Origin of the sequence: Streptomyces sp. NPDC101227, assembly GCF_044767545.1 — a bacterium.
GTDB lineage: Bacteria > Actinomycetota > Actinomycetes > Streptomycetales > Streptomycetaceae > Streptomyces.
The window spans coordinates 284,835-309,317 of the sequence record NZ_JBIWOD010000001.1; the positions used below are offsets into that span (position 1 = coordinate 284,835).

The window sequence follows — 24,483 nt, forward strand, 5'->3', positions numbered from 1 at the left end:
ATGGCCAAGTGACCGCCACCTTCATCGGGGTCCGCCACTTCAGCCCGGCCTGCGCCCGTCTGGTGGCCTCGACCATCGAGTCGCTGCGCCCCGCGTTCGTCCTGGTGGAAGGGCCCGCCGACATCAATGACCGGATCGACGAGCTGCTGCTCGGCCACGATCTGCCGATCGCGGTGTTCAGTTCCTACCTGGACGGCGAGCGGTACGAGAATTCCTGGACGCCGTTCTGTGCGTACTCCCCGGAGTGGGTGGCGCTCACCGCGGGCCGGGAGTGCGGAGCAGAGGTGCGGTTCATCGACCTGCCGGCGTGGCACCCGGCGTTCGCGCGGCGCCGCAACCGCTATGCGGACGCGGACCGTTGGGGCGCGCGGGCGGTCGCGCATCTGTGCAAGACCTTCGCGATCGACGATGAGGACGCCCTGTGGGATCACCTCTTCGAGGTCGGCGGTGAAGGAGACGGCCACGCGGACGGCGAAGAAAGAGGCGGTCCAGGAGGGGACGGTGCGGAGGGCGCGGTGAAGGGGTTCGAGGAGCGGCTCTCGGCCTACTTCGCGCTGGTCCGCGGGGAGGAGCGCGCGGGGGAGGCGGACCGGGCGCGCGAGGCGTATATGGCGCGGTGGGTCAGGGCGGCGGTCGCCGAGGCCGGCGGCCGGCCGGTCGTGGTGGTGACCGGCGGCTTCCACCAGCCGGCGCTGCGCGCCCGGTGCGCCCAGGAGACGACGGGGGAGGGCGACTGGCCCGAGGTGCCGAGGCCGCCCGACGAGGCGGTGGCGGCCAGTTACCTCGTGCCGTATTCCTTCCGGCGGCTGGACGCCTTCGCCGGCTATCAGTCGGGCATGCCGTCCCCGGAGTACTACCAACGACTGTGGGAGAGCGGGGCGCGGGCCGCCGCCGAGGGGCTGGTCGAGGAGTCCGTGGCCCGGCTGCGGCGGCGCGGCCATGTGGTGTCGACGGCCGATCTGATCGCGGCGCGCACGATGGCCGAGGGCCTCGCGCGATTGCGCGGCCATCGCGCCCCGTTCCGTACCGATGTGCTGGACGGCCTGGCCGGGACGCTCGTCTCGGACGATCTCGGGCAGCGGCTGCCGTGGGCCGCGCGCGGCCCGCTGGCCCCGGGCTCCCACCCCGTCGTGGCGGAGCTGATGGCGGCGTTCAGCGGCGACCGGGTCGGCCGGCTCCACCCGGACACCCCGATGCCGCCGCTGGTCCACGACGCGACCGCGGAGCTCGAACGCCTCGGCCTCGACCCCACCGGCGCGTCGGCCGTGACGCTGGACCTCGCCGACGACCGGGGGCTGCGCCGCAGCCGCGTCCTGCACCGGCTGCACGTTCTGCGCATCCCGGGATTCGTACGGCAGTCGGGGCCGGCCACCGGAGCCGACCTGGTGCTCAACGAGCGCTGGCAGCTGTCCCCCTCCGACCGGCGCCTGCCCCGGCTGATCGAAGCGGGAGCCTACGGCGCCACCCTGCGGGAGGCCGCGGCCGCGGTGCTGCGGGAGCGGATCGCCGAGGCCGGCAATGACGCCGGGCTGCTCGCCGCGGTGCTGTTCGATGCCGCGCTGTGCGGTCTCGCCGAGCTCTCCGCGGGCGCGCTCGAGGCCGTCGACGCCGGGATTGCGCAGGCGGTCGACTTGGGCGGGCTCGGCACGGCGCTGGGCGCCGCGCTCGGCCTGTGGCGGCACGACCGCCTCCTGGGAGCGGCCAGGAGCCCGCTGCTGGGTACCGTCATCGGCGCCGCCGTCACCCGGATCCTGTGGCTGGCCGAGGGCGTGCACGGCGGCCCCGCGCCCGCCGACCGGGCCAGGCTGTACGCGCTGGCGGCGACGCGGGACGCGCTGGTGCACGCCGGGAAGCAACTCGGCCTGGACCGGGCGCCGGCGCTGGCCACCGCGCGCCGGATCAGCGCGGACACCACCGCGCCGCCCGATCTGCGCGGCGCGGCATTCGGGCTGTGCTGGTCCCTGCACAGCGCACGGGATGCGGGCGCAAGCGGCGGTGAAGCCGTGGGCGAAAGCGAGGGCGACGGCGGCGAAGCCGAGGGCCTCGACCCGGCCAAGGCCCTCGTCGGTACGTCCGGCCCCGAGGTGCTGGGCGACTGGCTCGCCGGGCTGTTCGCGCTGGCCAGGAGCGAGGTGCTGGCCGGAGGCGGGGCGAGCGCCGGCGAGGGCGTCCTCGGCGTGCTCGACACCGTGGTCGCCGCCATGACCGGAGACGAGTTCCTGGTGGCGCTGCCCGCCCTGCGCCAGGCGTTCGCGTACTTCCCGCCCCGCGAACGGGAGACGATCGCCGGCGGACTGCTGGACCGCCGGGGGCTGCGCGGCTCGCCCAGGGCGCTGACCCGGGCGGTGGCCGACCCCCTGGTGGCTGCCGAGGCGATGGCCCTGGAGGAACGGGTGACCCGCGTCCTGGCCGGCGAAGGACTGGGCCCGGCCGCCGCCAACTCAGCCGCAACGAGGGGGACTTCATGACTGCGCAGAATCCGGAGATCGAACGCTGGCGGCTGATCCTCGGCGCCCCGGCCTGGCACCGTACGGGTGCGCCGCAGGGCGAGGACGCCGACCGCGACGCCGCGCTGGAGTGGCTCTACGGCCGCGACCCGGACCGGGCGCGCCGGCAGATACGGATCGGTGGGCTGCGCGGCGCCGACGACGCGGAGGGGGCCGACGGCACGGGCGGCACCGGCGCCGCCGGCGGCGCCGTGCGCCGGGGCGCCGGCGAGGAGCCGTCCGCGCTCACCACCGTGGAGTGGCTCGACGACATCCACCGCCTCTTCCCCAAGGAGACCATCGAACGGCTGGAGCGGGACGCCGTCGAGACGTACGGGATCCAGGAAGTGGTCACCGACCCGGACGTCCTGGCCCGCATCGAGCCCAACGCCACGCTGCTGCGCGCCGTGCTGCGCACCAAGCACCTGATGAACCCCCAGGTGCTGGCGCTCGCCCGGCGCATCGTCGAAGCGGTGGTCCGTGATCTGATGGCGCGGCTCAAGCCCGAGATCAGGCAGTCCTTCTCCGGCACCCGAGCCCGCCGGCCCAGCCGTTTCCGGCAGGCACGCAACTTCGACTTCCACGCCACCATCCGGGCCAACCTCGCCCACTACGACCCCGAGGCTCGCCGTCTGGCCACCGAGAACCCCCGGTTCTTCGCCCGGACCCGGCGCCATGTCGAGCAGTGGCAGCTGATCCTCCTGGTGGACCAGTCCGCGTCGATGGCGTCCTCGGTGATCCACTCGGCGGTGACCGCCGCCTGCCTGTGGGGCCTGCCGGGACTGCGCACCCACCTCATCGCCTTCGACACCAGCGTGGTGGACCTCACCCAGGACGTCACGGATCCGGTGGAGCTGCTGATGACCGCGCAGTTGGGCGGCGGTACGGACATCGCCAAGGCGGTGGCCTACGGTGCCTCGCTCATCGACAACCCCCGCCGGACGATCCTGGCGGTGGTCACCGACTTCTATGAGGGCGGCGACGAACAATGGCTGGTCCGCACGGTGCGCGAGCTGGTGCAGCAAGGCACACAGGTGCTCGGGCTCGCCGCACTGGACGAGGCGGCCAACCCCGACTACGACCACGACCTGGCGCAGCGGCTGGCCGACACCGGCGCCCATGTCGGCGCCATGACCCCCGGGCAACTGGCGGCGTTCGTCGCGGAAAGGCTGGGCCGATGACCCGCGACGACCTCCTCACCCTCACCCCGGACGCGCTCGCCGCGCTCGCCAACCGCGGCCTGGTCAAACGTGCCGCCAAGGCCCTCGACGCCGGGACGGCGCCGGCCATCGAGGTCGGCGAGGACGGCACAGTACAAGGCGCGTTCGACGACGGTGTGACCGCCGCCCTGCCCCCCGACACCGATCTCCAGGCGGCGTCCTGCACCTGCGCGGCGCCCGGTGTGTGCCGGCACCGCATCGGCCTGGTCCTGGCGTATCAGCGGCAGTTCGGCCGGCGCCGGGCCGAGGAGGAGCCTGCGCCGTTCACCCCCTGGTCGCCGGGCGGCGTCGACGACGACACGCTGACCGCCCTGTACGGCGCACCGGCCCTGGCCGCCGCCCGACGCGCCCGCACCGCGGGCTTCCCGGCGCGGCTGGTGCGCCCCACGCCCGCCGATCCCGTGGCGCGCGCGGAGCTGCGCTCCTGCACGGTCCGCTTCCTGGTCCCCGGCGAGGTGCGCTACGCCCACACCGACGCCGCCGATACGGCCCGTCACGAGATGATCGTCCTCGCTGTGTGGGCATTCCGGGCGGCGGACGAACGCGGCCTGGACGCCGACGATGTCCGACTCGACGTAGGCGGCGCCCCCAAGCGCCCCGGCGGCACCACCGCCACCACCACCGGCACGGATCCGGGACTGGCACCCGCGGTTGCCCTGGCCGATGAGCTGCTGCTCGACGGCGCCACACACACGGGCGCCGTGGCGACGGCCTCGCTCCGCCGCGCCGCCCGCGCCCTGGAACGGCAGGGCCTGCGCTGGCCGGCCGCCGCGCTGAGCGATCTCGTCGAGCAGCTGGACGCCTACCGGGACCGCACCACCCAGCACCGTCCCGAACGCCTCGCTGAGCTCCTCACCGAGATCCACGCCCGGCACCGGGCGGCCGTCAACGGCGGCGCCAGCCCCCGCTCCCGGGTACTGGGCAGCGACGAGCCCGCCGAGACGCCGCTGCGCCGGGTCCACCTCACCGGCCTGGGCTGCCGGATCGGCGGCAGCGGCACCGAGCGCACCGCCGAGCTGTTCTTCGCGCACCCCGACAGCGGCACGGTCCTGGTGCTCCGCAAGCACTGGCCCGTTCCCGAGGGCGGGGAGCAGCCGCTGACCGGCGCGCGGCTCGCCCCACGCAGAATCAGCGGCGTGCCGTTGCGCACCCTGGCCACCGGGCAGGTGGTGACCGAATCCGCGTCCCGCAGCGCGAGCCGGGTCGTCCGCCTGGCGGCCGGCAGGGTCGCCAGAACCAGCGTCACGCCGCTGGACGGCAGCGGGGCATGGGGCGGCCTGCCCGCATCCGTCACGGCCTCCGACCTCGCCTCCCTGGAGCGCCAACTCGCCCAACTCCCACCGAAGCTGATACGCCCCAGAGTCGAGGCCGAACTGGTGCGGGCCGTGCCGGTCGCCGAGGTGCGGACGATCGGTTACGACCCCGGGGACCAGCGCCTCGACGCCGTCATCGCGGACGCACACGGGACGACGGCGCTGGTATCGGCCACGTACGACGCTGCCGCCCCGGCGGCGCTGGACTGCCTGGCCGCCGCCCTGGAGGGCGAGTTCGGCACTCCCCGTTACCTCAGCGGCCCGGTACACCGCTCCGGAGGCCGCATCACCGTGCGCCCCCTCGCCGTACTGACCGATGACGGCCCCGTCCTGCCCGACCTCGCGCCGGGCGACGGCGACAGTGACCTCGGCGCCGCCCCGGAGGAGGACCACGGCCCGCGGGAGCCCGTCGACGAAGCCCTGCGGGCCGCCCTCGCCGCCTGCGCCGACGCCGCCCACCACGGCCTGCGCCAGGTGCCCTCCGGCGTCCGGCGGCGCCTCGGTGATGCGGCGGCGGGCCTGTCGGCCGTGGGGCTGCACACCGCCGGGGGCCTGGTGGTCGCGCTGTCCAAGGCCGTGACGGAGGGCGAGCCCGACGCGATGGTCGCCGCCTGGGTGGAGGCCCAACTGAGACTGCTCACGACCGCGGAGCTCCGCTGACCCCGGCGGTCCCGGCCGCCGCGCCCCTCGCGTGCGCAGAGTGAACTCAACTCTCGGTTAAGTCCGGGTGACCTCACTGTCCGTAAGTGGACTGGTGCGGCGCGTTTGTCCCATGAAAGGATGGGGGCAGAGGTTCCGGGGCCCTTAACTGTTCGTTGGGCTCGGCCCGTCGGGCCGCCCGTGCGGGACCCGCAGGAGTCCGGAGGACAGCAGGCATGACAGTGGGGGGCGACAGCCGGTCCAAGGGGGCGAGCAGCACGCTCGCGGAACGGCTCAACCATCTCTTCGCGCATATGCACCCGGCCGGGGCTCCCTACACCAACGCTTTCGTGGCCGATGAGATCAGCGGTGAGACGGCCGAGTACGGCGGGGTCAAGGTCACCGAGCAGTATCTGTCGATGCTGCGCAACGGCAGGCGCACCAACCCCAGTCCGGAGCTGCTGCGCGCCCTGGCCAAGTTCTTTGCCGTACCGGTCGGTTATCTGCTCGGCGACCTCTCGCAGCCGCAGGCCGCGCGGGTGTCGGAAGAGGTCCGCTTCCTCGCGGCGATGCGCGATCAGCGGGTGCGGGCCATCGCGCTGCGCTCCGTCGGGCTGCCGCCGGAGGTGCAGGAGAGCCTGACGACGATCATCTCCCAGTTCCGGCAGCAGATGAATCTGCCGGCCGATCCGCCGGATCAGGGTGGTGAGCGGCGTGCGGAGTGATGCGAGAGGCGGTCCGACGGGCGATTCGGCAGGCGGTCCGACGGGCGATTCGCTCGGCGATCGGTTACGGACCGTCGAGCGCGACGAGATCTTCGCCTTCTGGCGGCGGGCCGGACACGATGACGGGACGAGCATGCGAGTGGGGCAGATACGCAGGCGGTGCAAGCAGCTGATCAAGGAGCTGGCGCTGCCCGCCTCCATCGATCTGCGGGGGATGTGCGACCTCGTCGCCACGCGTGTGGAACGGCCCGTCCATATGGTGCCGATGAGCCTCGGCGGGGTGGTCTCGGGGATGACGGCGTCCACGGACGACGCCTACTGGATTTTCTTCGAACTCAAGACGTCCCCCTGGCATCAGGCGCACATCGTGCTGCACGAGCTGAGCCATCTCCTGCTGGGCCATGCGCAGGATCCGGCCATTACGGAGGACGCGCTGCAGCTGTGGACCCCGTCGGTCGATGTCGCCACGGCCATGCGCCGGATGGGGCTGACCGCGGGCTTCGCCCGGCATCACGGCTACGACAACCTCGCCGAGCGGGAGACCGAGGTGCTGGGCACGCTGCTGATGGAGCGGGTCGCGCCGTCGGCCGGGGAGCGTGAAGTCCCGCTGGAGGGACAGGCGGCCGAACTGGCCGCGGCGCTCGGGCCCGCGCTGCAGCACATCCGTAAGCAGCAGGACGCGGACGCCTACGGGGACGGAGCCGGAGACGCGGACGCCTACGGGGACGGGGGATCGCGGCGTGTTTGACGTCATCTACCTCTGCTTCGCGGCCCTCGCCTGGACCATCGTCGGCTATAAATCCGCCGCCTGGTTCCGCGACCGCGGCAATGCCGACCTGGGCCTCGCCTGTGTGATGACGGGCGGCGTGGCGACGGTCTTCCTGTTCTCCGCGCCCAGCCTCTACCGCTGGTTCGACCGGCTGGTCGGCGTGGCCAACCTCGCCATGGTCTTCCTCTACTCCTCCGTCGTGGTGTTCGCCGCGGGCGCGCTGGTACTGCTGCTGCGCTGGACGGCCGGCGAGGGCGAGGCCGCCCGGGCCCGCGCGCGGGCCAAGGCGCGCGCCGCCGTCGGGGGCGTGGCCGTGCTGTGGGCGCTGGCCGTCATCGGCTTCGCGGTCGGCCGCCCGGATGCGGTCGAGCACCCCCGCGACTTCAGCACCGCCTACACCAACTCTCCTGGTGTGATGCTCTTCCTGGTGCTGTATCTGGCCATCTTCGGCTCGAGCCTGGCGGCCCTGGGGACGCTCTGCCCGCGTTACGCCGCCCGCCTCGGCGCCGCTCGCCTGGGCGCCTCCTGGCTCGCGCGCGGGCTGCGGGTACTGGCGGCGGGCTGCTGGCTCGGCCTGGTCTACTGCGCCTGCAAGGTCATCGGCTTCGCCCTGTCCTGGGCCGGCCACCCGGCACCCTGGCTCTCCAACGGCGTGGCCCCGCTCAGCGCCTCGGTCGCGGCGATTCTCGTACTCGCCGGATTCGCCCTCCCGGCGGCCGGTCCCCGCGCCGCCGCCTGGCGCCGGCTGCGTCGCCTCTCCCCGCTCTGGCGGACCGTTACCGCAGGGACTCCCGAGGTCACCATGGAACGCGCCGGCTGGACCGTACGCTGGCCGTTCGCCGACCTCGAATGGCGCGCCAACCGGCAGATGGCGGAGATCCGGGACGTCCAGCGCGGCATCCGCCGCCATGTCGAGTCCGACGCCGTCGACATCGCCCGCGAGCGGGCCCGCGGCGTCTCGCTCGACGACCGTCAGCTGGCCGCCGTCGCCGAGGCGGCCGCGCTGCGCCGCGGGCTGGAGAACCGCGCGGTGGGCCATGTGCCCGCCCACGGCGCCGACAGCGTGGTGGTCGTCGCGGGCGCGGCAGGCGGTACGGCCAAAGGCCCGGCCACGCATGCGGAAGGGGCCGAACTCGCGGCGGAATACGAGCACTTGGCGCTGGTCGCGGATGTCTATCACTCGCCTCTGATAGAGACCGTGCTCACCGAGCTGCGGCAGCGCAGCGCCGCACCGCGCCTCTAGCGGCGGCGCGACCACACAGACGGGGTGGCCCGGCACGGGGGTCCGGGCCACCCGCAAGACGGGGGCGGCACGGGATCGTAGGCGCCGGTGCCGCCCCGCCGTCGTCGCCCGCGTCCCGGCCCCGGCCGCGATCCACCGGATGGCTAGAGTCGTGCCCCATGCAGAACACCGCCGAGACCGGCCCCGACGCCCCCATCGACGTGACGCCCCTCCTCGACGATCCCCACACCGCCTATGCGGCGCTGCGTGCGGCCGGCCCGGTGCACCGGATCACAGGCACGGACGGGAACCCCGCCTGGCTGGTCACTCGTTACGACGACGTCCGCCGCGCCCTCGCCGACCCGAAGCTCTCCCTGGACAAGCGCCATGCGGCGCCCGGCGGTTACCGCGGATTCGCGCTGCCGCCCGCGCTGGACGCCAATCTGCTGAACATGGATCCGCCGGACCACACCCGCGTCCGCCGCCTGGTGGTCAAGGCCTTCACTCCGCGGCGGATCGACGCGCTGCGGGAGCCCGTACGACGGGTTGCCGACGAACTTCTGGACGCCATGGAGGAACGCGGCGACCGGGCGGATCTGATCGCCGATTACGCGGGGCAGCTGCCCATCGTCGTGATCTGTGATCTGCTCGGCATCCCGCAGCGCGACCGGCACGACTTCCGGGCCTGGACGGACGCCCTGATCACCCCCGACCCCACCAAGCCGCAGCTGATGAAGCAGGCGATCGGGGCGCTGCTGGCGTTCTTCACCGGCCTGCTCGCCACCAAGCGCGCGGAGCCGGGCGACGATCTGCTCTCGGACCTGATCGCGGTGCGCGACGACGCCACCGGGACGGAAGGCGACCGGCTCACCGAGGACGAGCTGACCTCGCTCGCCTTCCTCATCCTCTTCGCCGGATACGAGAACACCGTCCACCTCATCGGCAACGCCGCGCTCGCCCTGCTCGAACGCCCCGACCTGTACGACCGGTTGCGCCGCAATCCGGCCGAACTCCGTGCTGCGGTCGAGGAGTTCATGCGCCACGACGGTCCCGCGCCGCTGGCGATCCGCCGCTTCGCCAAGGAGGACCTGGAGATCGGCGGGGTCAGGATCCCGGCCGGCGACAGCGTGCTCCTCGCCGTCGCTTCCGCGAACCGCGACCCCGCCCGCTTCCCCGATCCGGACACCTTCGACCACCGCCGGGACCTCTCCGGGCACCTCGCGCTGGGCCATGGCATCCATTACTGCCTCGGCGCGCCGCTGGCCCGTATGGAGACCGAGACCGCGCTCGGCGCGCTCATCAGCCGGTTCCCGGGCCTGCGGCTGGGCGTTCCGAGGGAAGAGCTGCAGCGCCGACGCACCCTGCGGGCACATGGCCTGATTTCGCTCCCCGTGGCCTGGAAAACGAGAAGCGAACAAGTTTTTGAGGCATAACCGGCCGCTGATGCGGTAGAAAGGTCTTGAGCCCGCCCGGTGTGCATCCCCCGTCGCACCGGGCGGGCCTTCGTTTGCAGATGCGACACCGGCGCGCGCACGGCGACGCCCATGGCCCACCGCGCCCCAACGATGCGACACGCCGGGCGGGCAGCGGCCTCTTGGTCCGTCTGGCGCACTCACGCTGCGGGCCGCAACGGCCGTTCTTAGCGTGGCGACATGGCAACCGACGCGCTGAATTCCAGGAAGGCCGCTGCGGTCGCGGCGCTCGCCGTCGCCGGAATCTCCCTGACCTCCATACCGGCCGCGGCCCACACCGGAGCCGGGATCCGCCGGCCCGCCTCCCCGGGCGCGGACGTCCGGGTCGCCGCCGCCCCCGGTGTGCCCGAGCTGCCGGACGGCCTGTCGGCCCGCTCCTGGATGGTCTCCGACGCCGACACCGGCGACATCCTCGCCGCCAAGGCGCCGCACCGCAGACTCCCCCCGGCCAGCACCCTCAAGACGCTGTTCGCGGTCACCGCGCTGCCGAAGTTCCCGGCCGGCTCGGTCCGCGAGGTCAGCGCCGAGGACCTCGAGGGCGTCGGGGACGGCAGCAGTCTCGTCGGCGTCGAGGAAGGCGAGCGCTACCGGGTCGCCGACCTGTGGCGCGGGGTCTTCCTGCGCTCCGGCAATGACGCCGTGCACGTCCTGGCCTCGATGAACGGCGGCTGGGACGCCACCGCTCAGGAGATGCAGAAGACCGCCCGCAAGCTCGGCGCCCGCGACACCACGGTGAAGTCCCCGGACGGTTACGACACGCCCGGCCAGCTCTCCTCGGCGTACGACCTGACCGTCTTCGCCCGCGCGGGGCTCGCCAACCCCGACTTCGCGCAATACTGCGCCACCGCAAGTGCCCGCTTCCCCACCCGCGACGGCGTCACCCAGATCGTGAACACCAACCGGATGCTGGCCGGCTCGCACGGCCTGACCCCCTACCCCGGCATCATCGGCGTCAAGAACGGTTACACCACGCACGCCGGCAACACCCTCATCGCCGCCGCCCGGCGGGACGGCCGTACGCTGCTGGTCACGGTCATGAATCCGCGTTCCGGGGAATACAACGCCGTCTACAAGGAGGCGGGTTCACTCCTCGACTGGGGCTTCGAAAGCGTCGGCAAGGCCCGCCCGATCGACGCCCTGCGCACCGTACGCTCCGCGCCCGAGGGCCGTACCGCGATAGCCCCTGAGAGCCGCGCCGTGAGACGCCCGCTGGCGACAGGTACCAGAGGCACCACCGGCACCATCACCACCGTCACCGCCAAGGCCGACCGCGGCACCTCCAAGAACTCCGCCACGGCACTGTGGAGCGGCGGCGTCGGTGCCCTGGCGCTCGCGCTGGCCGGCACGCTCGCCTGGCGCCGGCACGGCCGCCGGCGCGGGGGCCCGCCGGAGGGGGACGCATAGCCCCCGGATCCGGCCAACGGCCCGCCTACGGGGCCCCGGTGCGCAACCGGGGCGCCGTCCCGGCCGCCGGAACCGGTTCGCCGCGCTCCGCCAGCTTCCTCGTCAACTCCCTTGCCCAGCCCGCCAGTCCAGCGATATCGATGGCGTACGGGGCGGTGTCCGCGTACGGCGCGATCGCCCCCGCGCCCCGGTCGAGCAGCGCCAGGGCGCCCGTGGCATTGCCGCGCGCCGCATGCGTCAGGCCCACCGCCAGCTGGGCCAGCCCCCGCCACAGCCCCCGCTCCGCCTCCGGCGCGGCCTTCCAGGCGTCCTCCAGCACCTCGTGCGCATGGAACGGCATGCCCTCGTCCAGCAGCCGCTGCGCCTCGGTCAGCGCCTGCCCGGGAGTGCGCGGCACCCCCTCGGGCTGCCGGGCCACGCCGGGGGAGTCATACGGCAGCGGGCGGCCCAGTCCGTCCCGCGGCCGGGCGTTACGGGCCCGCCCCTGCTCATCGCGGTCCCGGGAGCGAGAGCCGGAGCGGGACTCCGGGGGCGGTGCGGCGGCGGTCTCCGTACCGGCACCGCAGTGCTCGCACACCTCGCTCTCCGGGCGCTCGCGGACCCGCCCGCAGGCGTCGCACACCATGTGCAGCCAGCAGGCCGGATCGCCGCCCGTGGCGGACCTGTCGTTTGTTTCCTCGGTGCCGTCGTTCACCCTTCGATTGTGCGTCGTGCCCGGGGCGCGCGTCTCCCGGGCCACGAAGCCGGGGCCACGCGGGGCGGTCCGAGTCCGGGTCAGGGGACGAGCGACGGCGAGGAGGCGTCCGGTACGCGCAGGGTCGGCGTGCCGCCGCCTCCCCCACTCTCGGCTCCGCTCGAGCGGGAGGTACCCCCATCCGGGACGGTCCAGATGTCGGAGGGCCGCCCGCCGCGGCCCGGCAGGGCGTAGGCGAGGGTGTGGTCGTCCAGCCAGGCGGCCTGATCGTCCACGCTGCGCGTTTCGGCGAGTGGGCGCTCGCGCAGGGTGCGCAGGTCCAGGACGTACAGCCGCCAGGGTTTGTCGGCCCCCTCCCGCACCCGCTTCTTGAAGGCGAGGCGGGTGTTGTCGGGGGAGAGGGACGGACATTCGACGTTCTCCCGGAGCGTACGCGCCGCCCACTTCCGCATATCGCCCTCGACCAGGTACGTCTTCCCCTTCGTCGAGACGGTGGCGTAGAAGCGGTTGTCGTCGCGGGCGAAGGTGACGCCCCAGTAGTTGACGTCGGGGGAGTGGTAGCGGCGGCCGTCGAGGGTGAGCGGGATTTCCTCCATGTTCTTGATGAGGTAGCCGGTGCGGGTGTCCAGTATCGAGGTGCGGGTGGAGAACGCGCTGGTGGCGTACGAGTCCCCGGTGGCGAACATCGTCCACGACAGCATCCGCCCGGACGCCGAGACCCGCGCCCGGTTGGGGATGCCGGTGAGCGCGATCCGCCGCTTCTCCCGCAGCCGCCGGTCCAGCACGACGGCGTAGGACCTGGGCGGGATGCCGGGGCGGCGCTGGAGGCACAGGCCGGTGCCGGCGGCCGCGTAGAAGCGCTCGCAGGCGGGGCCGCCGGTGGTGCGGTGGCCGGCGGTGCGGGACGAGGCCCGGCCGGTGGCGGCCGGGTGAGCGGACAGCCGGGCCACCCGGCCGGATCCGGCGCCCGTGCTGCGGAAGTACAGCAGGCCGTGGTCCAGGCCGAACGCCGAGGTGGCGTCGGCCGGTTCGGCGTGCCGGGCGGCGCCCACGGTATAGACGACGGCGACGGCGGCGAGGAGCGCGGTGGCGGTCGCCACGGCGACGATCCGGGCGCGGAGCGAGAGGGCGGCGATGCCCGCCGGGGCGGGGGCGTCCTCCCGCTGTGACGGCGACGGGAACGGCGTTTCGGACACGGGCGTCGGTTCCTCCGGTTCCTTCGGTGGGGCAAGGGGGGTGTGGAGCGATGGGTTCACCGGTTCAGGGCGGGGACGGCCGCTCTTCCTGCGGCTCAGGCCGCTCCGGGCGCCGTCCGCTCCGGCCGTGGCCGGGGAGCAGCGCGGTGGCCGCCGCGAGCGCCACGGACAGCGCGGCGGCGGCGAGGAACAGCGCGGGCCGGGCGCCCCACAGCGTCCAGGCGGCCCCGAACCCGGCCGCCGCCAGCAGCCGGCACAGCGCCTGGCCCGTCTGCAGCAGCGCCATTCCGCTCGCCCGCCGTGCGGCGGGCAGAACGGGCCCGGCGAGCGCCATCAGGACGCCGTCCGTGGCCGCGTAGAACACCCCCAGCAACAGCAGCACGCCCACCAGCAGCACCGGTCCCGAGTCCGTCGCCACCAGCAGGAGGTAGCCGCCGAGGAGCGCCGCATGCCCGCACAGGAAGGGGACCCGCCGCCCGATGCGGTCGCCGAGCCGCCCGGCGGGCACCGCGAGCAGCAGATAGACGGTGGCGGCCCCCAGCGGCAGGAGCGGGAACCAGCTCACCGCAAATCCCAGCCTGCGTTGCAGCAGCAGATAGACGAACGAGTCGCCGATGGTCGCCGCGCCGAGGAGCGCCGCGGCCGCGAAGATCCGCCGGAAGGCGGGGTCGCGGAGCGGTGCCGGCCGGCGCGTTCCGGCGCGGGGGCGCGGTCCGGTGGCCGGTGCCGGGGGCCGGACCGTGGGCCGCGCGGCCCGGCCCGGTACGAAGGCGACCAGCAGCAACACCCCCACCAGCCCCACACAGAAGCTGACGACGAACACCGCGTCGTACGCATCCGCCGTGGCCCACAGCAGCGCGAACGCGGCCAGCGGACCCAGCAGGGCGCCGGTGGTGTCCATGGCGCGGTGTACGCCGAACGCCCGCCCGAGCGCGCCCGGCGGGGCGCTGAGCGAGATCAGCGCATCGCGCGGCGCGGTCCGTATGCCCTTGCCGATACGGTCCGCGGCGAGCGAGGCGCCGATGCCGGCCGTGCCGCCGCCCGCGAGCAGCAGCCCGAGGCGGGACAGCGCGGAGAGCGCATAGCCCGCCCCGGCGACGAGCTTGTGCCGCCCGCCGCGGTCGGCGGCATGCCCGCCCAGCAGCCTCACCAGCGCTGTAACGCCGTTATAGAGGCCGTCGAGAAACCCGAACTGAAGGGGGGAGAGGTCGAGTTGGAGAACGAAGTAGAGCGGCAGTACGGCGGTGACCATCTCGGAGGAGATGTCCGTGACGAGGCTGACCGCGCCGAGGGCCAGCACCGGCCCCCCGACGCGGCCCCGCGTCACCTTTGTCGCCGTCGCGGCCGCGTCCGTGGTCGCGAGATACATCGGTCAGACCGCCCGCGGTTCCGGTGGCCCGTCCGCCCGCCGGCTCAGTGGCACCGGTAGCTCGGGCTGCTGTCCTTGGTGCTGCCGTCCGTGCCCACCAGGTCCCAGGAGAAGCCGTCGTCGGTGAAGTTGAGCTTCACCACGCCGAAGGTGTCGGTCAGCCGCTTCTCGCTGTTCGGCTGCACCTCCTCGATCTTGTATGGGTTCGCGCCGCCCATCCCGCCCAGCAGCTCGACGATCCCGTTCTCGTCCGCCTTGCCGTCCGGGTTCTGCGGGGCGAAGCGCTCGTAGTGGTGATCGTGTCCATTGAGGACCAGCTCGGCCTTGGCGTCGTACAGCAGCTTCCAGACCGGGCGGCTGACCGGGTCGTTGCCGTGCTCGCCGGAGGAGAAGAGCGGGTGGTGCCAGTAGGCGGCCACGCACTTCTTGGAGTTCGCGGCGAGATCCGACTTGAGCCAGTCGGTCTGGGCGGAGTCCAGGTTGTTGGAGTCCAGCGCGATGAAGTGCCAGTTGCCCTGGTCATAACCGTAGTAGCTCTTACCCTTGGGGTAGGCGATATTGCCGAAGTAGGCCTTGTAGCCGGCCAGTTCACCGTTCGGGTCGTAGGTCTCGTGATTCCCGGCCACCGGATGCGTCTTGTCCTTGAAGGCGCCCCAGCTGGTGTCGTAGTAGCGCTTGAAGTCCTTCAGCCGGGCGTCGTCGTACTGGTTGTCGCCCATGGTCAGCACGAACGCCGGATTGATCTTCTTCACCAGCGCCGCGGTCTTCGGGTGCTCGCAGCCGCTGTCATCGGCGGTGCACCGCTCGGCGATATCGCCCGCCGCGACGGCCGTGAAACCGCCGACCTGCGCGCCCGCCGCCCGGTCCGGCGTGGCGTCGGCCCGGCCGGCGGGCGACCAGAGCACCACCCCGCCGACGAGCGCGAGCGCGGCGCCCGCGGCGGGTAGGCCCCAGCGGGTGCCGGTGAGGCCGGTGCGCTTCCTGGGGTGCTTCCTCGGATGGTTCTCGGCGCGGGGGGTCGACGTCATGTCCGTCTCCTGGGTCGGCGTGGGGGAGCCGTCCCGAGGAATCCTGGCGGCGAGCCATGTACGCGTCAAGGAGGTCGGCCGAGTTTTTGTTAGGAAACTTTCCTACTGTCGCCGGCTCTTGTGCGCCCCTTTGGATCAGCCCAACTCCACCTCGTAGAAGCAGAGATGGTCCTTGATGCCCGCCACCTCGGGGTGCGGCTCAGGGTAGGCCCAGACGATGTCCTCCGGGCCACCCGGAAGTGACCAGTAGGAGGCGGTGCCCTTGAAGGGGCAGACGGTGCGGGTGTCCGACGGGACGAGCAGGTCGGTGCGGACATCCTCGGGAGGCAGGTAGTAGCGCACCGGGTAGCCGGTCTCGGTGAGGAGGAGGGGGCGACGGGTGTCGGCCAGGAGCCGGCCGTCGACGACGACGCGGATGTGGTCGGTGCCCTGGGTGACTTCGATGTGGTGGCCTCGGGTGGCGGTCATGGGGGCTCCCTGTCGGTGGTGGGCGGGCGCTGGTCACTCCAGGGTCGCACCCGGCGCGCCGCCGGGGCGGGACGACGGGCCTTTGACCTCCCGGATTCCGCGGCCCGCCCACTCCGGCGCGGCGGCGACCAGGCCGGTGAGGCGTTCGCGGGCCGCCGCCGGCAGCGGCGCGGCCCGCCCCGCCGCCTGGTCGACATGCAGGGTGAACAGCTCCTCCGTCGCCACCACATCCCCGAGGGGCTCGCCGGACGACGCCTCGCACACATACATCTCGTGCAGAAAGCGGACCTTCTTGGCGTCCACCCCCAACACCCTTGTACGGATGGCGAGTTGGCTGCCCCGGGCGACCTCGTCGAGGTAGCGCACATGGGCCTCGACCGTATAGAGCGAGCAGCCGCTCCCCGCCCGGTACTCGGCGTCCAGCCCCACCGCGTCCATCAGCGCGTCCGTCGCGAAGCCGAAGACGAGGACGTAGTAGGCCTCGCTGAGGTGTCCGTTGTAGTCGATCCACTCGTCCCGGACGGTCTGCCGGAAGTGGGGGAGAGTGGTGCTCATCGCTCGACGCTCCCCAGCCGGCCGGTCGCGCGCAGCACGTCGATCACGCCCTGGTCCCGTTCGGCGACGAGATCCGCGTACGTACGCTCGCCCGCGGCCGCCGCGCAGCCGTCGACCATCGCGTCCCGCAGCGTCCGGTCCAGCTCCGGCGCCTCCAGACGGGTCCAGGGGGACTTCAGCGACGGGCCGAAGTGGTCGAGCATATGGGCCATTCCGCCCTCGCCGCCGGCCAGCGCGAAGGTCAGGCAGGGGCCCATGAAGGCCCAGCGCAGACCCGGGCCCTCGGTTATCGAGGCGTCGATGTCCTCGACGGAGGCCTCGCCGTTGGCGACCATGTGCAGCGCCTCGCGCCACAGCGCTTCCTGGAGGCGGTTGGCGATGAAGCCGGGCAGTTCGCGGTCCATGGTGATGACGGACTTGCCGGCCACGTCGTAGAAGCGGGAGGCCCACGCCACGGCGTCCGCGTCGGTCCGTTCGCCGCCGACGACCTCGACGAGCGGGATGAGGTACGGGGGATTGAAGGGGTGGCCCACGACCAGGCGGCCCGCGCCGGCCGTCGCGGCCGCCTCGGTCTGCATATCGGTCATCGGGTAGCCGGAGGTGGACGAGGCGATGACGACACCCGGCGGGGTGGCGGCGGCCAGCTCCGCCAGCAGGGAGCGCTTCAACTCCAGCTTCTCCGGGGCGCTTTCCTGGACGAAGTCGGCGTGGGTGACGGCCTCGGCCAGCGTGGGGGCGACCGTCAGACGGTCCTGGGAGGCGCCCTCGGCCAGGCCTATCCGTTCCAGCGCGGGCCAGGCGGCGGCGACCAGGCGGCGGAGCCTGTCCTCGGCGTCGTCGGCCGGGTCCCAGGCGGTGACGTCATAGCCACGGGCCAGGAAGTGGGCGACCCAGCCGCCGCCGATAACGCCGGCGCCGATGCAGGCCACGCGGCGTACGGCCTCGGGGGCGCAGGGAGCTGCGGGGGATCCGGGGGTGGTTTCGGGCATGGGGGAGCGGCTCCAGACGGGGAGAGGGGACGGGGAGGGAGGGGGGTCAGCCGCGCGGCTTCAGGCCGAGCCGGGCCCGCGCCTGATCCGGCGTGGCGACCGACGCACCGAGCAACTCCGTGATGTGCACGGCCCGTTCGACCAGCTGGGCATTGGTGGCCTTGACGCCGCGGCTGAGGTACAGGTTGTCCTCCAGGCCGACCCGGACGTTGCCGCCGAGCAGGATCGACTGGGCGACCCACGGCATCTGCATCCGGCCGAGCGCGAAGCTGGCCCACTGGGCGCCCGCGGGCAGCATGTTCACCATCGACTGGAGCACGCCCGGGTCGGCCGGCGCGCCCCACGGGACGCCCATGCACAGCTGGAAGACGGTCGGGTCGTCCAGGAGTCCCTCGGCGAGCATCTGCTTGGCGAACCACAGCTGGCCGGTGTCGAAGATCTCCAACTCCGGCCGCACGCCCAGCTCCTGGATGCGCCGGGCGCCGGCCCGCAGCATGTCGGGGGTGGAGACGTAGAGGTTGGAGCCGTCGCCGAAGTTGAGCGAGCCGCAGTCCAGCGTGCAGATGTCGGGGAGGAGCTCCTCGACGTGCGGGAGCCGTTCGAGGCCGCCGACCAGGTCGGTGCCGGGCAGCTGGACCAGCGGCTTGTCGGGGTCGATCACCAGGTCGCCGCCCATGCCGGCGGTGAGGTTGATGACCACGTCGGTGCCGGTCTGCCTGATGCGGTCCACGACCTCGGCGTACAGCCGCGGGTCGCGCGAGGGGGCGCCGGTCTCGGGGTTGCGTACGTGGATGTGCACCACGGCGGCGCCCGCGTCCGCCGCCTCCACCGCCGACTTCGCGATCTGCTCGGGCGTGACGGGGACGTGCGGGGAGCGGCGGACGGTGTCACCCGCGCCGGTCAGCGCGCAGGTGATGATGACCTCGTTGTTCACGGGGGTTCCCTTCTTGGGGGGCGGCCGGTTCTCTGGAGGGCCGGGACCGGCGTCGGCCAGGCGTGGCCCGGCGCCGGCCGGACGTGATCCCGGTGTCAGCCGGGCGTGAGCTCGCTCTCGACGAAGGCGAGGAGCGCGGCGTTCATGGTGTCGGGGGAGGTGCTGTCGGGGGCGGTGGCCAGCACCTGGGTGGCCAGGCCGTCGATCAGCGCGGTCAGCCGGAGCGCGGTGAACTCCGGATCCAGCGGGCGGAAGACGCCCTGGGCGACGCCCCGCCGCAGGACGTCGGCCACCGTGGTGCGCCACTGCCGGTAGTAGTGCTCGTGCAGCCGGCCGACGGCGGTGGAGCGGGCGGCCTGCGCCCACAGGTCGAGCCAGACCAGCCACTGCCGGCGCTGCTGGGCGCTGCGCGGGGTCTGCAGTGCGATCAGATGCAGCAGTTCGGCGCGGGCGTCGGCGGCCTCGGCCAGGCCCGCGGCGCGGCGTTCGGTGTCCTCGTCCATGCACCAGCGCACGGCCGCCTCGAGCAGTTCGTCGCGGCCGGGGAAGTGATAGTGCACGGCGGCGGTGCTCGTACCGCAGGCGGCCGCGATATCGGCGACCCGTACGCCGTGGAAGCCGTGCTCGGCGATCAGCCGTACGGTCTCCCGAACGATCTGCAGCGGCCGGCCGCCCTCGGGCACCGGTACCGGCTCGCGGCCGGGCGGCGCTGCCGGGCGCTCCGGGGCGCCGAGCAGCCAGCCGGTCTCCACGCCGCCGATATCGGCGATGCGCACGATCTCGGCGAGCGTGAAGCGCCGGGTGCCGCTCAGCGACCTGGACAGCTTCGAGGGGTCCATGACCATCCGGCGGGCGAACTCGCGACGGCTGCACCCGAGCCGGTCGATCACCTGCCGGACACGTTCCGTGACGTCCCCGGCCTCATCGGCGACCCGGGCCACGGGGTCTGAGGCGTCTTCCTTCATGGTCGGGGACCGTAACAGTGTGTTGAGATCTTCGCAACGGTCAGAGGATGGGGCGTGGGAAGAAATGCCTGTTCTTCCGAGGTGTGCGGCGGGTTGTGATGAGGCAACTGATGCGAGAGTCAGGTGCGGGGCGGGAGGGGCGGATAATTCCGTTGGAGCAGCCGAAAAGCGGGGGAATGTGGCAAAGTGACGACATGGCTGACCGGGGAGCGAAGCGCCCCACCGTGTCGGTGCCGGACGACTGGCCCGCCCACCCGGACCTGACCCTGGCTCTCAACGGCATGGGCGGCTTCGACTGGGACCTCGACAGCGGGCTGATGCACATGGACCCGCCCGCCCTTGAGGTCTTCGACATGCTGCCGGCGGAGTACGACGACCGCCCGGACACCCTCAGCTGCCGTGTACCGGCCCACGAGGCGGCCCGGCTCGACGCCCTGGTGGCCCGCGCCCTCAAGGACGGCAGCGACTCCTACGGCGCCTATTTCCGGGTACGGCTACGGGACGGCGAGCTGCGCTGGACGCACGCCCAGGGCAGCATCCGCCGCGACGCCACCGGCACGCCCCGCCGGATCATCGGCGTGGTCCGCGACGCCAGCGACGAATACACCCATGCGGCGGAGCGGCTCGCGGTCGATGAGGAGCGGCGGCGGCACACCAGCGTCGTGGAGCGCGTCACCGCCGCCCTCTCGCACGCCCGGACGGTCGGCGAGGTCATCGCCGTACTCGCCGATGAGCAGGGACTGGACCGGCTGGGCGCGGAGAACGTGATCCTCGGGCTCGTCGAGGCGGGGCGCATCCGGCTGGTGTCGGAGGGCAAGGCGGGAAGTTTTGTGCCGGATCTGGAGTTCACGCGGGTCGGCGACGAATTCCCGATGAGCGAGGTCGTGCGCACCCTCACTCCGCGTTATGTGCGCAGGCGCGCCGAATTCCAGTACGGCTACCCGCGGCTGTGGCACGCCATCGAACCGCTGAACGTCAATTCCGCCGCGTATTTGCCGCTGATCGCCCAGGGCCGCCTCATCGGCGTGATCGGGCTGTTCTTCGAGCGGGAGAGCGAATTCCGCGACCAGGAGCGCAATGTCCTGCTCGCGCTCGGCAGCAGCATCGCGCAGAGCCTGGCCCGCGCGATGCTCTACGACCAGGAGCACGACCTCGCCGCCGGCCTCCAGCAGGCCATGCTGCCCCGCAGGATCCCCGGCGTCCCCGGCGCCCAGGTGGCGGTGCGCTACCGCTCCGCCCGGATAGGCCGGGACATCGGCGGCGACTGGTACGACGTGATCCCGCTGCCCGACGGCCGGGTCGCCGCCGTCATCGGCGACGTTCAGGGGCACGACACCCAGGCCGCGGCCCTCATGGGCCAGCTGAGGATCGTCCTGCGCGCCTACGCCGCCGAGGGGCACGCGCCCGCGACCGTCATGGCGCGCGCCTCCGCCTTCCTGAACGAACTCGACACCGACCGCTTCGCCACCTGCATCTACGTCGACGCGGACCTGAGCACCGGAGCCGCCCGGTTCGTCCGGGCCGGGCACATCGACCCGCTGCTGCGGCACGCCGAGGGCATCTGCCGCCGGCTGCCGGTGGCCGGCGGGCTGCCGCTCGGCATCGCCTCCGAGTTCGTACGGCTCGACTACCCCGTCACCACCGTCCATCTCGCCCCCGGCGACACCCTGGTGCTGTGCACCGACGGCCTCGTCGAGCAGCCCGGCATCGACCTCGACGACGGCATGCGGGACCTGGCCCGGGAGGTCCGGGACGGGCCGCAGGACGTCCAGCAACTGGCCGACCGGCTCTGCGCGTCGGTGGACGAGGACACCGGCGAGGACGATATGGCGCTGCTGCTGCTGCGGCGCCTGGGCGCACCCGAGCACGACACCGTCGGCCGGTTCCGGCAGCACATCGCGCCCGCCGACCCCGAAGCGCTGTCCGCCGCCCGGCACATGATCCGCGCCGCCGTACGGGCCTGGGGCGCCCGAGAACGCTCCGAGGAGATCGAGCTGGTCGCCGACGAGCTGATCACCAATGCCCTGCTGCACACCGACGGCGAGGCCATCGTCAACATCCGGATGCCGCACAGCGCCATGCGGCGGCTGCGCCTGGAGGTCGAGGACCACTCCAGCAGCCTGCCGCGGCGCCGCGAACCGGGCGAGGCCGGGGTCTCGGGACGCGGGCTGCTGCTGGTGGACCGGCTGGCGGATGTCTGGGGTGTGGAACCGCGCGGCACCGGAAAGTGCGTATGGTGCGAGTTCAACTGCCCCTGACCGGGAAGGCACTGAGCCGCACCGGTACCGGCGGTAGCGGGCGCCGAGGAATCGGCACGGCCAAGTGAGGACGGTAGGACGGGCTATGGAATCGCCGCAGGACGCGGAACGGCACGGGTACACCCGCAAGTTGGCGGCGATGCTGGATGCGGAAGGCGTCCGTGACATCGCCCTGACCTGGGTGGACAACGCGGGCATTGCGCGCGCCAAGGCCATTCCGGCCGCGCGCCTGGCACACGCCGCCCAGCGCGGGGTCGGCATGTCGCCCGTCTTCGACGTCTTCACCTCCGAGGACGCCATCACCGCATCCGACGACCTCGGCGGGCCGACCGGCGACCTGCGGCTCTTCCCCGACCTGGAACGCCTCACCGTCCTTGCCGCGCAGCCCGGCTGGGCCTGGGCCCCGGCGGACCGGTTCGACCAGGAAGGCCGGCCGCACCCCGCCTGCCAGCGGCAGTTCGCCCGCGCGATGGCCGAGCGCGCCGAGGCGGCCGGCATCGACGTGCGCATGGGCTTCGAAACGGAATGGGTCGTCACCCGCGCACCCAGGGGCCACGACCCGGCCGCGGACGACGCGTTCGAACCCCTGGAATACCCCTGCGCGGGGCCCGCGTACGGCATGACCCGGATCGTCGAGGTCTCCGACTACCTCCGCGATGTCACCGAAGCGCTGACCCTCCAGGGCATCGAGGTCCACCAGATCCACCCCGAATACGCGCCCGGCCAGTTCGAGGTGAGCTGCGCCCCCGGCGACCCGGTGCGCGCCGCCGACGACGTCGTCCTGGTACGCGAGACCATCCGCGCCGTCTCCGTCCGGCACGGGCTGCGCGCCTCCTTCGCCCCGTCCGTCGTGGCCGGACAGGTCGGCAACGGCTGCCACCTCCACTTCAGCCTCAACCGCGACGGCAAGAGCCTGCACCGCACCCCCGACGCCGCATGGGGCCTGGCGCCCGACGCGGTCGCCTTCCTCGGCGGCGTCTTCGGCGCCCTGCCCGCCCTGCTCGCCGTCGGCTGCCCCTCACCTGCCAGCTACCTGCGGCTCCAGCCCTCCCACTGGGCCGGCGTCTACCAGTGCTGGGGCATCGAGAACCGGGAGGCGGCGCTGCGGCTGATCCCCGGCGCCCCGGACGACCCGGACGGCGGCAGCGCCGAGATCAAGACCTTCGACGGCGCCGCCAACCCCTACCTCGCCGTCGGCGCCGTCATCGCCGCCGGACTGCACGGCATCGACACCGGGGCGCAGCTCCCGGCGCCGGAGAGCGAGGACCCCGGCGTCCTCGGCGTCCGCGAGCGGGCCCGGCGCGGCATCGTCCGGCTGCCCGGCACCCTGACCGAGGCCGCCGACCGGTTCGAGAAGTCGGCCCCGCTGCAGGAGGCGATGGGCAAGGTGCTGCACGGCGCGGTGCTCGCCGTACGGCGAGCCGAGGAGGCCCGGTTCGACGAGACCGACGCCGAGGAACTGGCCGCCGCCACCCGCTGGCGCTGGTGATGACGGCGCACGCCCCGGGGACCGCCCCCGCACCGGACGACGGCCTTCCGCCGCTGGTGGACCACCACTGCCACGGAGTGCTCCGGCACGAGCCGGACCCCGGGACGTTCGCCGCGTACCTCACCGAATCGGACCGCCCGCCCGCCGCGGGCACCACCTTCTTCGACACCCAGACCGGCTTCGCGGTCCGCCGCTGGTGCCCGCCGCTCCTCGACCTGCCCGCCCACTGCCCGCCCGACCGCTATCTGGCCCGCCGCCGCGACCTCGGCCCGGACGAGACCCGCCGCCGGCTGCTGGGCGCCACCGGCATCGGCGCCTACCTCGTCGACACCGGTCTGCCCGGCGACCTCACCGACCCCGCCGAGACCGCGCGGGCCGGGCGCGGCACCGGATACGAGGTCGTCCGGCTGGAGACGCTGGCCGTACGCGTCGCCATCGGGGTGCGCGACGCCGAGGAGTTCACCGGCGCCCTCGACGCCGCGATCCGGGACGCGACACGCACCGCCGTCGCCTTCAAATCCGTCGTCGCCTACCGCCACGGCCTCGCCCTCGACCCGCTGCCGCCGACCCCGCACGCGGTGCACTCCGCCGTCCGCGACTGGATGGCCGCCGGACTGCCCCGCCTCACCGACCCCGTCCTGCTGCGCCACCTCATCTGGCAGGCCGTCGCCACCGGCCGCCCGCTCCAACTGCACACCGGCTTCGGCGACCCCGACCTGCGCCTCGACCGGGCCGACCCGGCCCTGCTCACCGACCTCGTACGGGCCACCGCCGGCACCGGCACCGATCTGGTGCTGCTGCACTGCTACCCGTACCACCGCCAGGCCGCCTACCTGGCCGCGGTCTTCCCGCATGTCTACGCCGACATCGGGCTGACGCTCACCCACATCGGCCCCCGTGCCACGGCCGTCCTCGCCGAATTCCTGGAGCTCGCCCCCTTCGGCAAGCTGCTCTTCTCCACCGACGCCTACGGCCTCCCGGAGCTCTATCTGGTCGGCAGCGCCCTGTTCCGCACCGCGCTCGCCTCCGTACTCGGCGACTGGACCGCCTCCGGGGCCTGGTCGGCCGACGACGCGCGACGGGTGGGCGCGATGATCGCGGCGGACAACGCGCGACGGGTGTACGGCCTCCCGGCGGGGCCGCCCTCCGGGTAAGGGGCGCACCGCCCCGGCGCCGCTTCCCGCCCTGCCGTCGGCCGCGCCCCGGCAGCGTGCTTTACTGCGCCGCGTGCCCCCTACAACCACCTCCGGCGAGACCTCCGGCGAGATACCCGGCCAGACGTCCCGAG

General features: G+C 73.2%; 20 protein-coding genes. 11 read left to right on the forward strand and 9 right to left on the reverse strand.

Annotation, left to right across the window (positions count from 1 at the left end):
* Positions 1-8: 8 nt before the first annotated feature.
* From ACIRPT_RS01285 to ACIRPT_RS01320, 8 genes are all read left to right on the forward strand, one after another.
* On the forward strand, positions 9-2,468 hold the full coding sequence (locus ACIRPT_RS01285; protein ID WP_403820406.1) for a DUF5682 family protein: 2,460 nt from the start codon (positions 9-11) through the stop codon (positions 2,466-2,468).
* On the forward strand, positions 2,465-3,667 hold the full coding sequence (locus ACIRPT_RS01290) for a VWA domain-containing protein (protein ID WP_403820408.1): 1,203 nt from the start codon (positions 2,465-2,467) through the stop codon (positions 3,665-3,667). Before ACIRPT_RS01285 ends, ACIRPT_RS01290 begins: the two co-directional genes overlap by 4 nt.
* Positions 3,664-5,679: a hypothetical protein gene (locus tag ACIRPT_RS01295; protein WP_403820411.1), complete on the forward strand. Its 2,016-nt coding sequence runs from the start codon at positions 3,664-3,666 to the stop codon at positions 5,677-5,679. Before ACIRPT_RS01290 ends, ACIRPT_RS01295 begins: the two co-directional genes overlap by 4 nt.
* A 215-nt stretch (positions 5,680-5,894) precedes the next feature.
* Positions 5,895-6,383 carry a helix-turn-helix domain-containing protein gene (locus tag ACIRPT_RS01300; RefSeq protein ID WP_403497982.1) on the forward strand — a complete coding sequence of 163 codons (489 nt, stop codon included), beginning with the start codon at positions 5,895-5,897 and terminating at the stop codon, positions 6,381-6,383.
* Between the two features lie 139 nt (positions 6,384-6,522).
* Complete coding sequence (locus tag ACIRPT_RS01305) at positions 6,523-7,131, forward strand: hypothetical protein (RefSeq protein WP_403498677.1); 609 nt, start codon at positions 6,523-6,525, stop codon at positions 7,129-7,131.
* Positions 7,124-8,395, forward strand: a complete 1,272-nt coding sequence (locus ACIRPT_RS01310) for an MAB_1171c family putative transporter (RefSeq protein WP_403820414.1) — start codon at positions 7,124-7,126, stop codon at positions 8,393-8,395. The genes ACIRPT_RS01305 and ACIRPT_RS01310 overlap by 8 nt, the downstream gene beginning before the upstream one ends.
* A 158-nt stretch (positions 8,396-8,553) precedes the next feature.
* Positions 8,554-9,807, forward strand: coding sequence for a cytochrome P450 (locus ACIRPT_RS01315; protein WP_403820416.1), 1,254 nt, complete (start codon positions 8,554-8,556; stop codon positions 9,805-9,807).
* A gap of 219 nt (positions 9,808-10,026) precedes the next feature.
* Positions 10,027-11,250, forward strand: coding sequence for a D-alanyl-D-alanine carboxypeptidase family protein (locus tag ACIRPT_RS01320; RefSeq protein WP_403820418.1), 1,224 nt, complete (start codon positions 10,027-10,029; stop codon positions 11,248-11,250).
* A gap of 25 nt (positions 11,251-11,275) precedes the next feature.
* Here the strand turns inward: ACIRPT_RS01320 and ACIRPT_RS01325 are convergent, their stop codons facing one another.
* The 9 genes from ACIRPT_RS01325 to ACIRPT_RS01365 form a co-directional block, all read right to left on the reverse strand.
* Positions 11,276-11,875 (reverse strand): DUF309 domain-containing protein, encoded by a 600-nt coding sequence (locus tag ACIRPT_RS01325; RefSeq protein WP_403821743.1) that lies wholly within the window; start codon positions 11,873-11,875, stop codon positions 11,276-11,278.
* Positions 11,876-12,024: 149 nt separating this feature from the next.
* On the reverse strand, positions 12,025-13,080 hold the full coding sequence (locus tag ACIRPT_RS01330; RefSeq protein ID WP_403821746.1) for a hypothetical protein: 1,056 nt from the start codon (positions 13,078-13,080) through the stop codon (positions 12,025-12,027).
* Positions 13,081-13,204: 124 nt separating this feature from the next.
* A complete protein-coding gene (locus ACIRPT_RS01335; RefSeq protein ID WP_403820421.1) occupies positions 13,205-14,509 on the reverse strand; it encodes an MFS transporter in 1,305 nt (434 codons plus the stop codon).
* Between the two features lie 44 nt (positions 14,510-14,553).
* A complete protein-coding gene (locus tag ACIRPT_RS01340; RefSeq protein WP_403820424.1) occupies positions 14,554-15,537 on the reverse strand; it encodes a metallophosphoesterase family protein in 984 nt (327 codons plus the stop codon).
* A gap of 135 nt (positions 15,538-15,672) precedes the next feature.
* Positions 15,673-16,005: a DUF427 domain-containing protein gene (locus ACIRPT_RS01345; protein WP_403820427.1), complete on the reverse strand. Its 333-nt coding sequence runs from the start codon at positions 16,003-16,005 to the stop codon at positions 15,673-15,675.
* A gap of 33 nt (positions 16,006-16,038) precedes the next feature.
* On the reverse strand, positions 16,039-16,560 hold the full coding sequence (locus ACIRPT_RS01350; protein ID WP_403820430.1) for a thioesterase family protein: 522 nt from the start codon (positions 16,558-16,560) through the stop codon (positions 16,039-16,041).
* The gene (locus ACIRPT_RS01355; RefSeq protein WP_403820433.1) at positions 16,557-17,549 is read right to left on the reverse strand and encodes a 3-hydroxyacyl-CoA dehydrogenase NAD-binding domain-containing protein; all 993 of its coding nucleotides are present in this window, start codon (positions 17,547-17,549) and stop codon (positions 16,557-16,559) included. The genes ACIRPT_RS01350 and ACIRPT_RS01355 overlap by 4 nt, the downstream gene beginning before the upstream one ends.
* Positions 17,550-17,595: 46 nt before the next feature.
* Complete coding sequence (locus tag ACIRPT_RS01360) at positions 17,596-18,483, reverse strand: 3-keto-5-aminohexanoate cleavage protein (RefSeq protein ID WP_403820436.1); 888 nt, start codon at positions 18,481-18,483, stop codon at positions 17,596-17,598.
* Positions 18,484-18,578: 95 nt separating this feature from the next.
* On the reverse strand, positions 18,579-19,448 hold the full coding sequence (locus tag ACIRPT_RS01365) for a TetR family transcriptional regulator C-terminal domain-containing protein (protein ID WP_403820438.1): 870 nt from the start codon (positions 19,446-19,448) through the stop codon (positions 18,579-18,581).
* A gap of 194 nt (positions 19,449-19,642) precedes the next feature.
* Between ACIRPT_RS01365 and ACIRPT_RS01370 the strand changes: the two genes are divergently transcribed.
* The 3 genes from ACIRPT_RS01370 (at position 19,643) to ACIRPT_RS01380 (ending at position 24,349) form a co-directional block, all read left to right on the forward strand.
* The gene (locus ACIRPT_RS01370) at positions 19,643-21,706 is read left to right on the forward strand and encodes a SpoIIE family protein phosphatase (RefSeq protein WP_403820441.1); all 2,064 of its coding nucleotides are present in this window, start codon (positions 19,643-19,645) and stop codon (positions 21,704-21,706) included.
* Between the two features lie 85 nt (positions 21,707-21,791).
* The gene (locus tag ACIRPT_RS01375) at positions 21,792-23,195 is read left to right on the forward strand and encodes a glutamine synthetase (RefSeq protein ID WP_403820443.1); all 1,404 of its coding nucleotides are present in this window, start codon (positions 21,792-21,794) and stop codon (positions 23,193-23,195) included.
* Positions 23,195-24,349 carry an amidohydrolase family protein gene (locus tag ACIRPT_RS01380; protein ID WP_403820446.1) on the forward strand — a complete coding sequence of 385 codons (1,155 nt, stop codon included), beginning with the start codon at positions 23,195-23,197 and terminating at the stop codon, positions 24,347-24,349. Before ACIRPT_RS01375 ends, ACIRPT_RS01380 begins: the two co-directional genes overlap by 1 nt.
* The last annotated feature ends 134 nt before the right edge of the window (positions 24,350-24,483 follow it).

Bases quoted from the DNA above. Each gene is read 5' to 3' on its own strand.
- ACIRPT_RS01290 (WP_403820408.1), top strand. From the start codon at position 2,465: ATGACTGCGCAGAATCCGGAGATCGAACGCTGGCGGCTGATCCTCGGC.
- ACIRPT_RS01295 (WP_403820411.1), top strand. From the start codon at position 3,664: ATGACCCGCGACGACCTCCTCACCCTCACCCCGGACGCGCTCGCCGCG.
- ACIRPT_RS01300 (WP_403497982.1), top strand. From the start codon at position 5,895: ATGACAGTGGGGGGCGACAGCCGGTCCAAGGGGGCGAGCAGCACGCTC.
- ACIRPT_RS01315 (WP_403820416.1), top strand. From the start codon at position 8,554: ATGCAGAACACCGCCGAGACCGGCCCCGACGCCCCCATCGACGTGACG.
- ACIRPT_RS01320 (WP_403820418.1), top strand. From the start codon at position 10,027: ATGGCAACCGACGCGCTGAATTCCAGGAAGGCCGCTGCGGTCGCGGCG.
- ACIRPT_RS01325 (WP_403821743.1), bottom strand. From the start codon at position 11,875: ATGGTGTGCGACGCCTGCGGGCGGGTCCGCGAGCGCCCGGAGAGCGAG.
- ACIRPT_RS01335 (WP_403820421.1), bottom strand. From the start codon at position 14,509: ATGTATCTCGCGACCACGGACGCGGCCGCGACGGCGACAAAGGTGACG.
- ACIRPT_RS01340 (WP_403820424.1), bottom strand. From the start codon at position 15,537: ATGACGTCGACCCCCCGCGCCGAGAACCATCCGAGGAAGCACCCCAGG.
- ACIRPT_RS01345 (WP_403820427.1), bottom strand. From the start codon at position 16,005: ATGACCGCCACCCGAGGCCACCACATCGAAGTCACCCAGGGCACCGAC.
- ACIRPT_RS01350 (WP_403820430.1), bottom strand. From the start codon at position 16,560: ATGAGCACCACTCTCCCCCACTTCCGGCAGACCGTCCGGGACGAGTGG.
- ACIRPT_RS01355 (WP_403820433.1), bottom strand. From the start codon at position 17,549: ATGCCCGAAACCACCCCCGGATCCCCCGCAGCTCCCTGCGCCCCCGAG.
- ACIRPT_RS01365 (WP_403820438.1), bottom strand. From the start codon at position 19,448: ATGAAGGAAGACGCCTCAGACCCCGTGGCCCGGGTCGCCGATGAGGCC.
- ACIRPT_RS01370 (WP_403820441.1), top strand. From the start codon at position 19,643: ATGGCTGACCGGGGAGCGAAGCGCCCCACCGTGTCGGTGCCGGACGAC.
- ACIRPT_RS01375 (WP_403820443.1), top strand. From the start codon at position 21,792: ATGGAATCGCCGCAGGACGCGGAACGGCACGGGTACACCCGCAAGTTG.
- ACIRPT_RS01380 (WP_403820446.1), top strand. From the start codon at position 23,195: ATGACGGCGCACGCCCCGGGGACCGCCCCCGCACCGGACGACGGCCTT.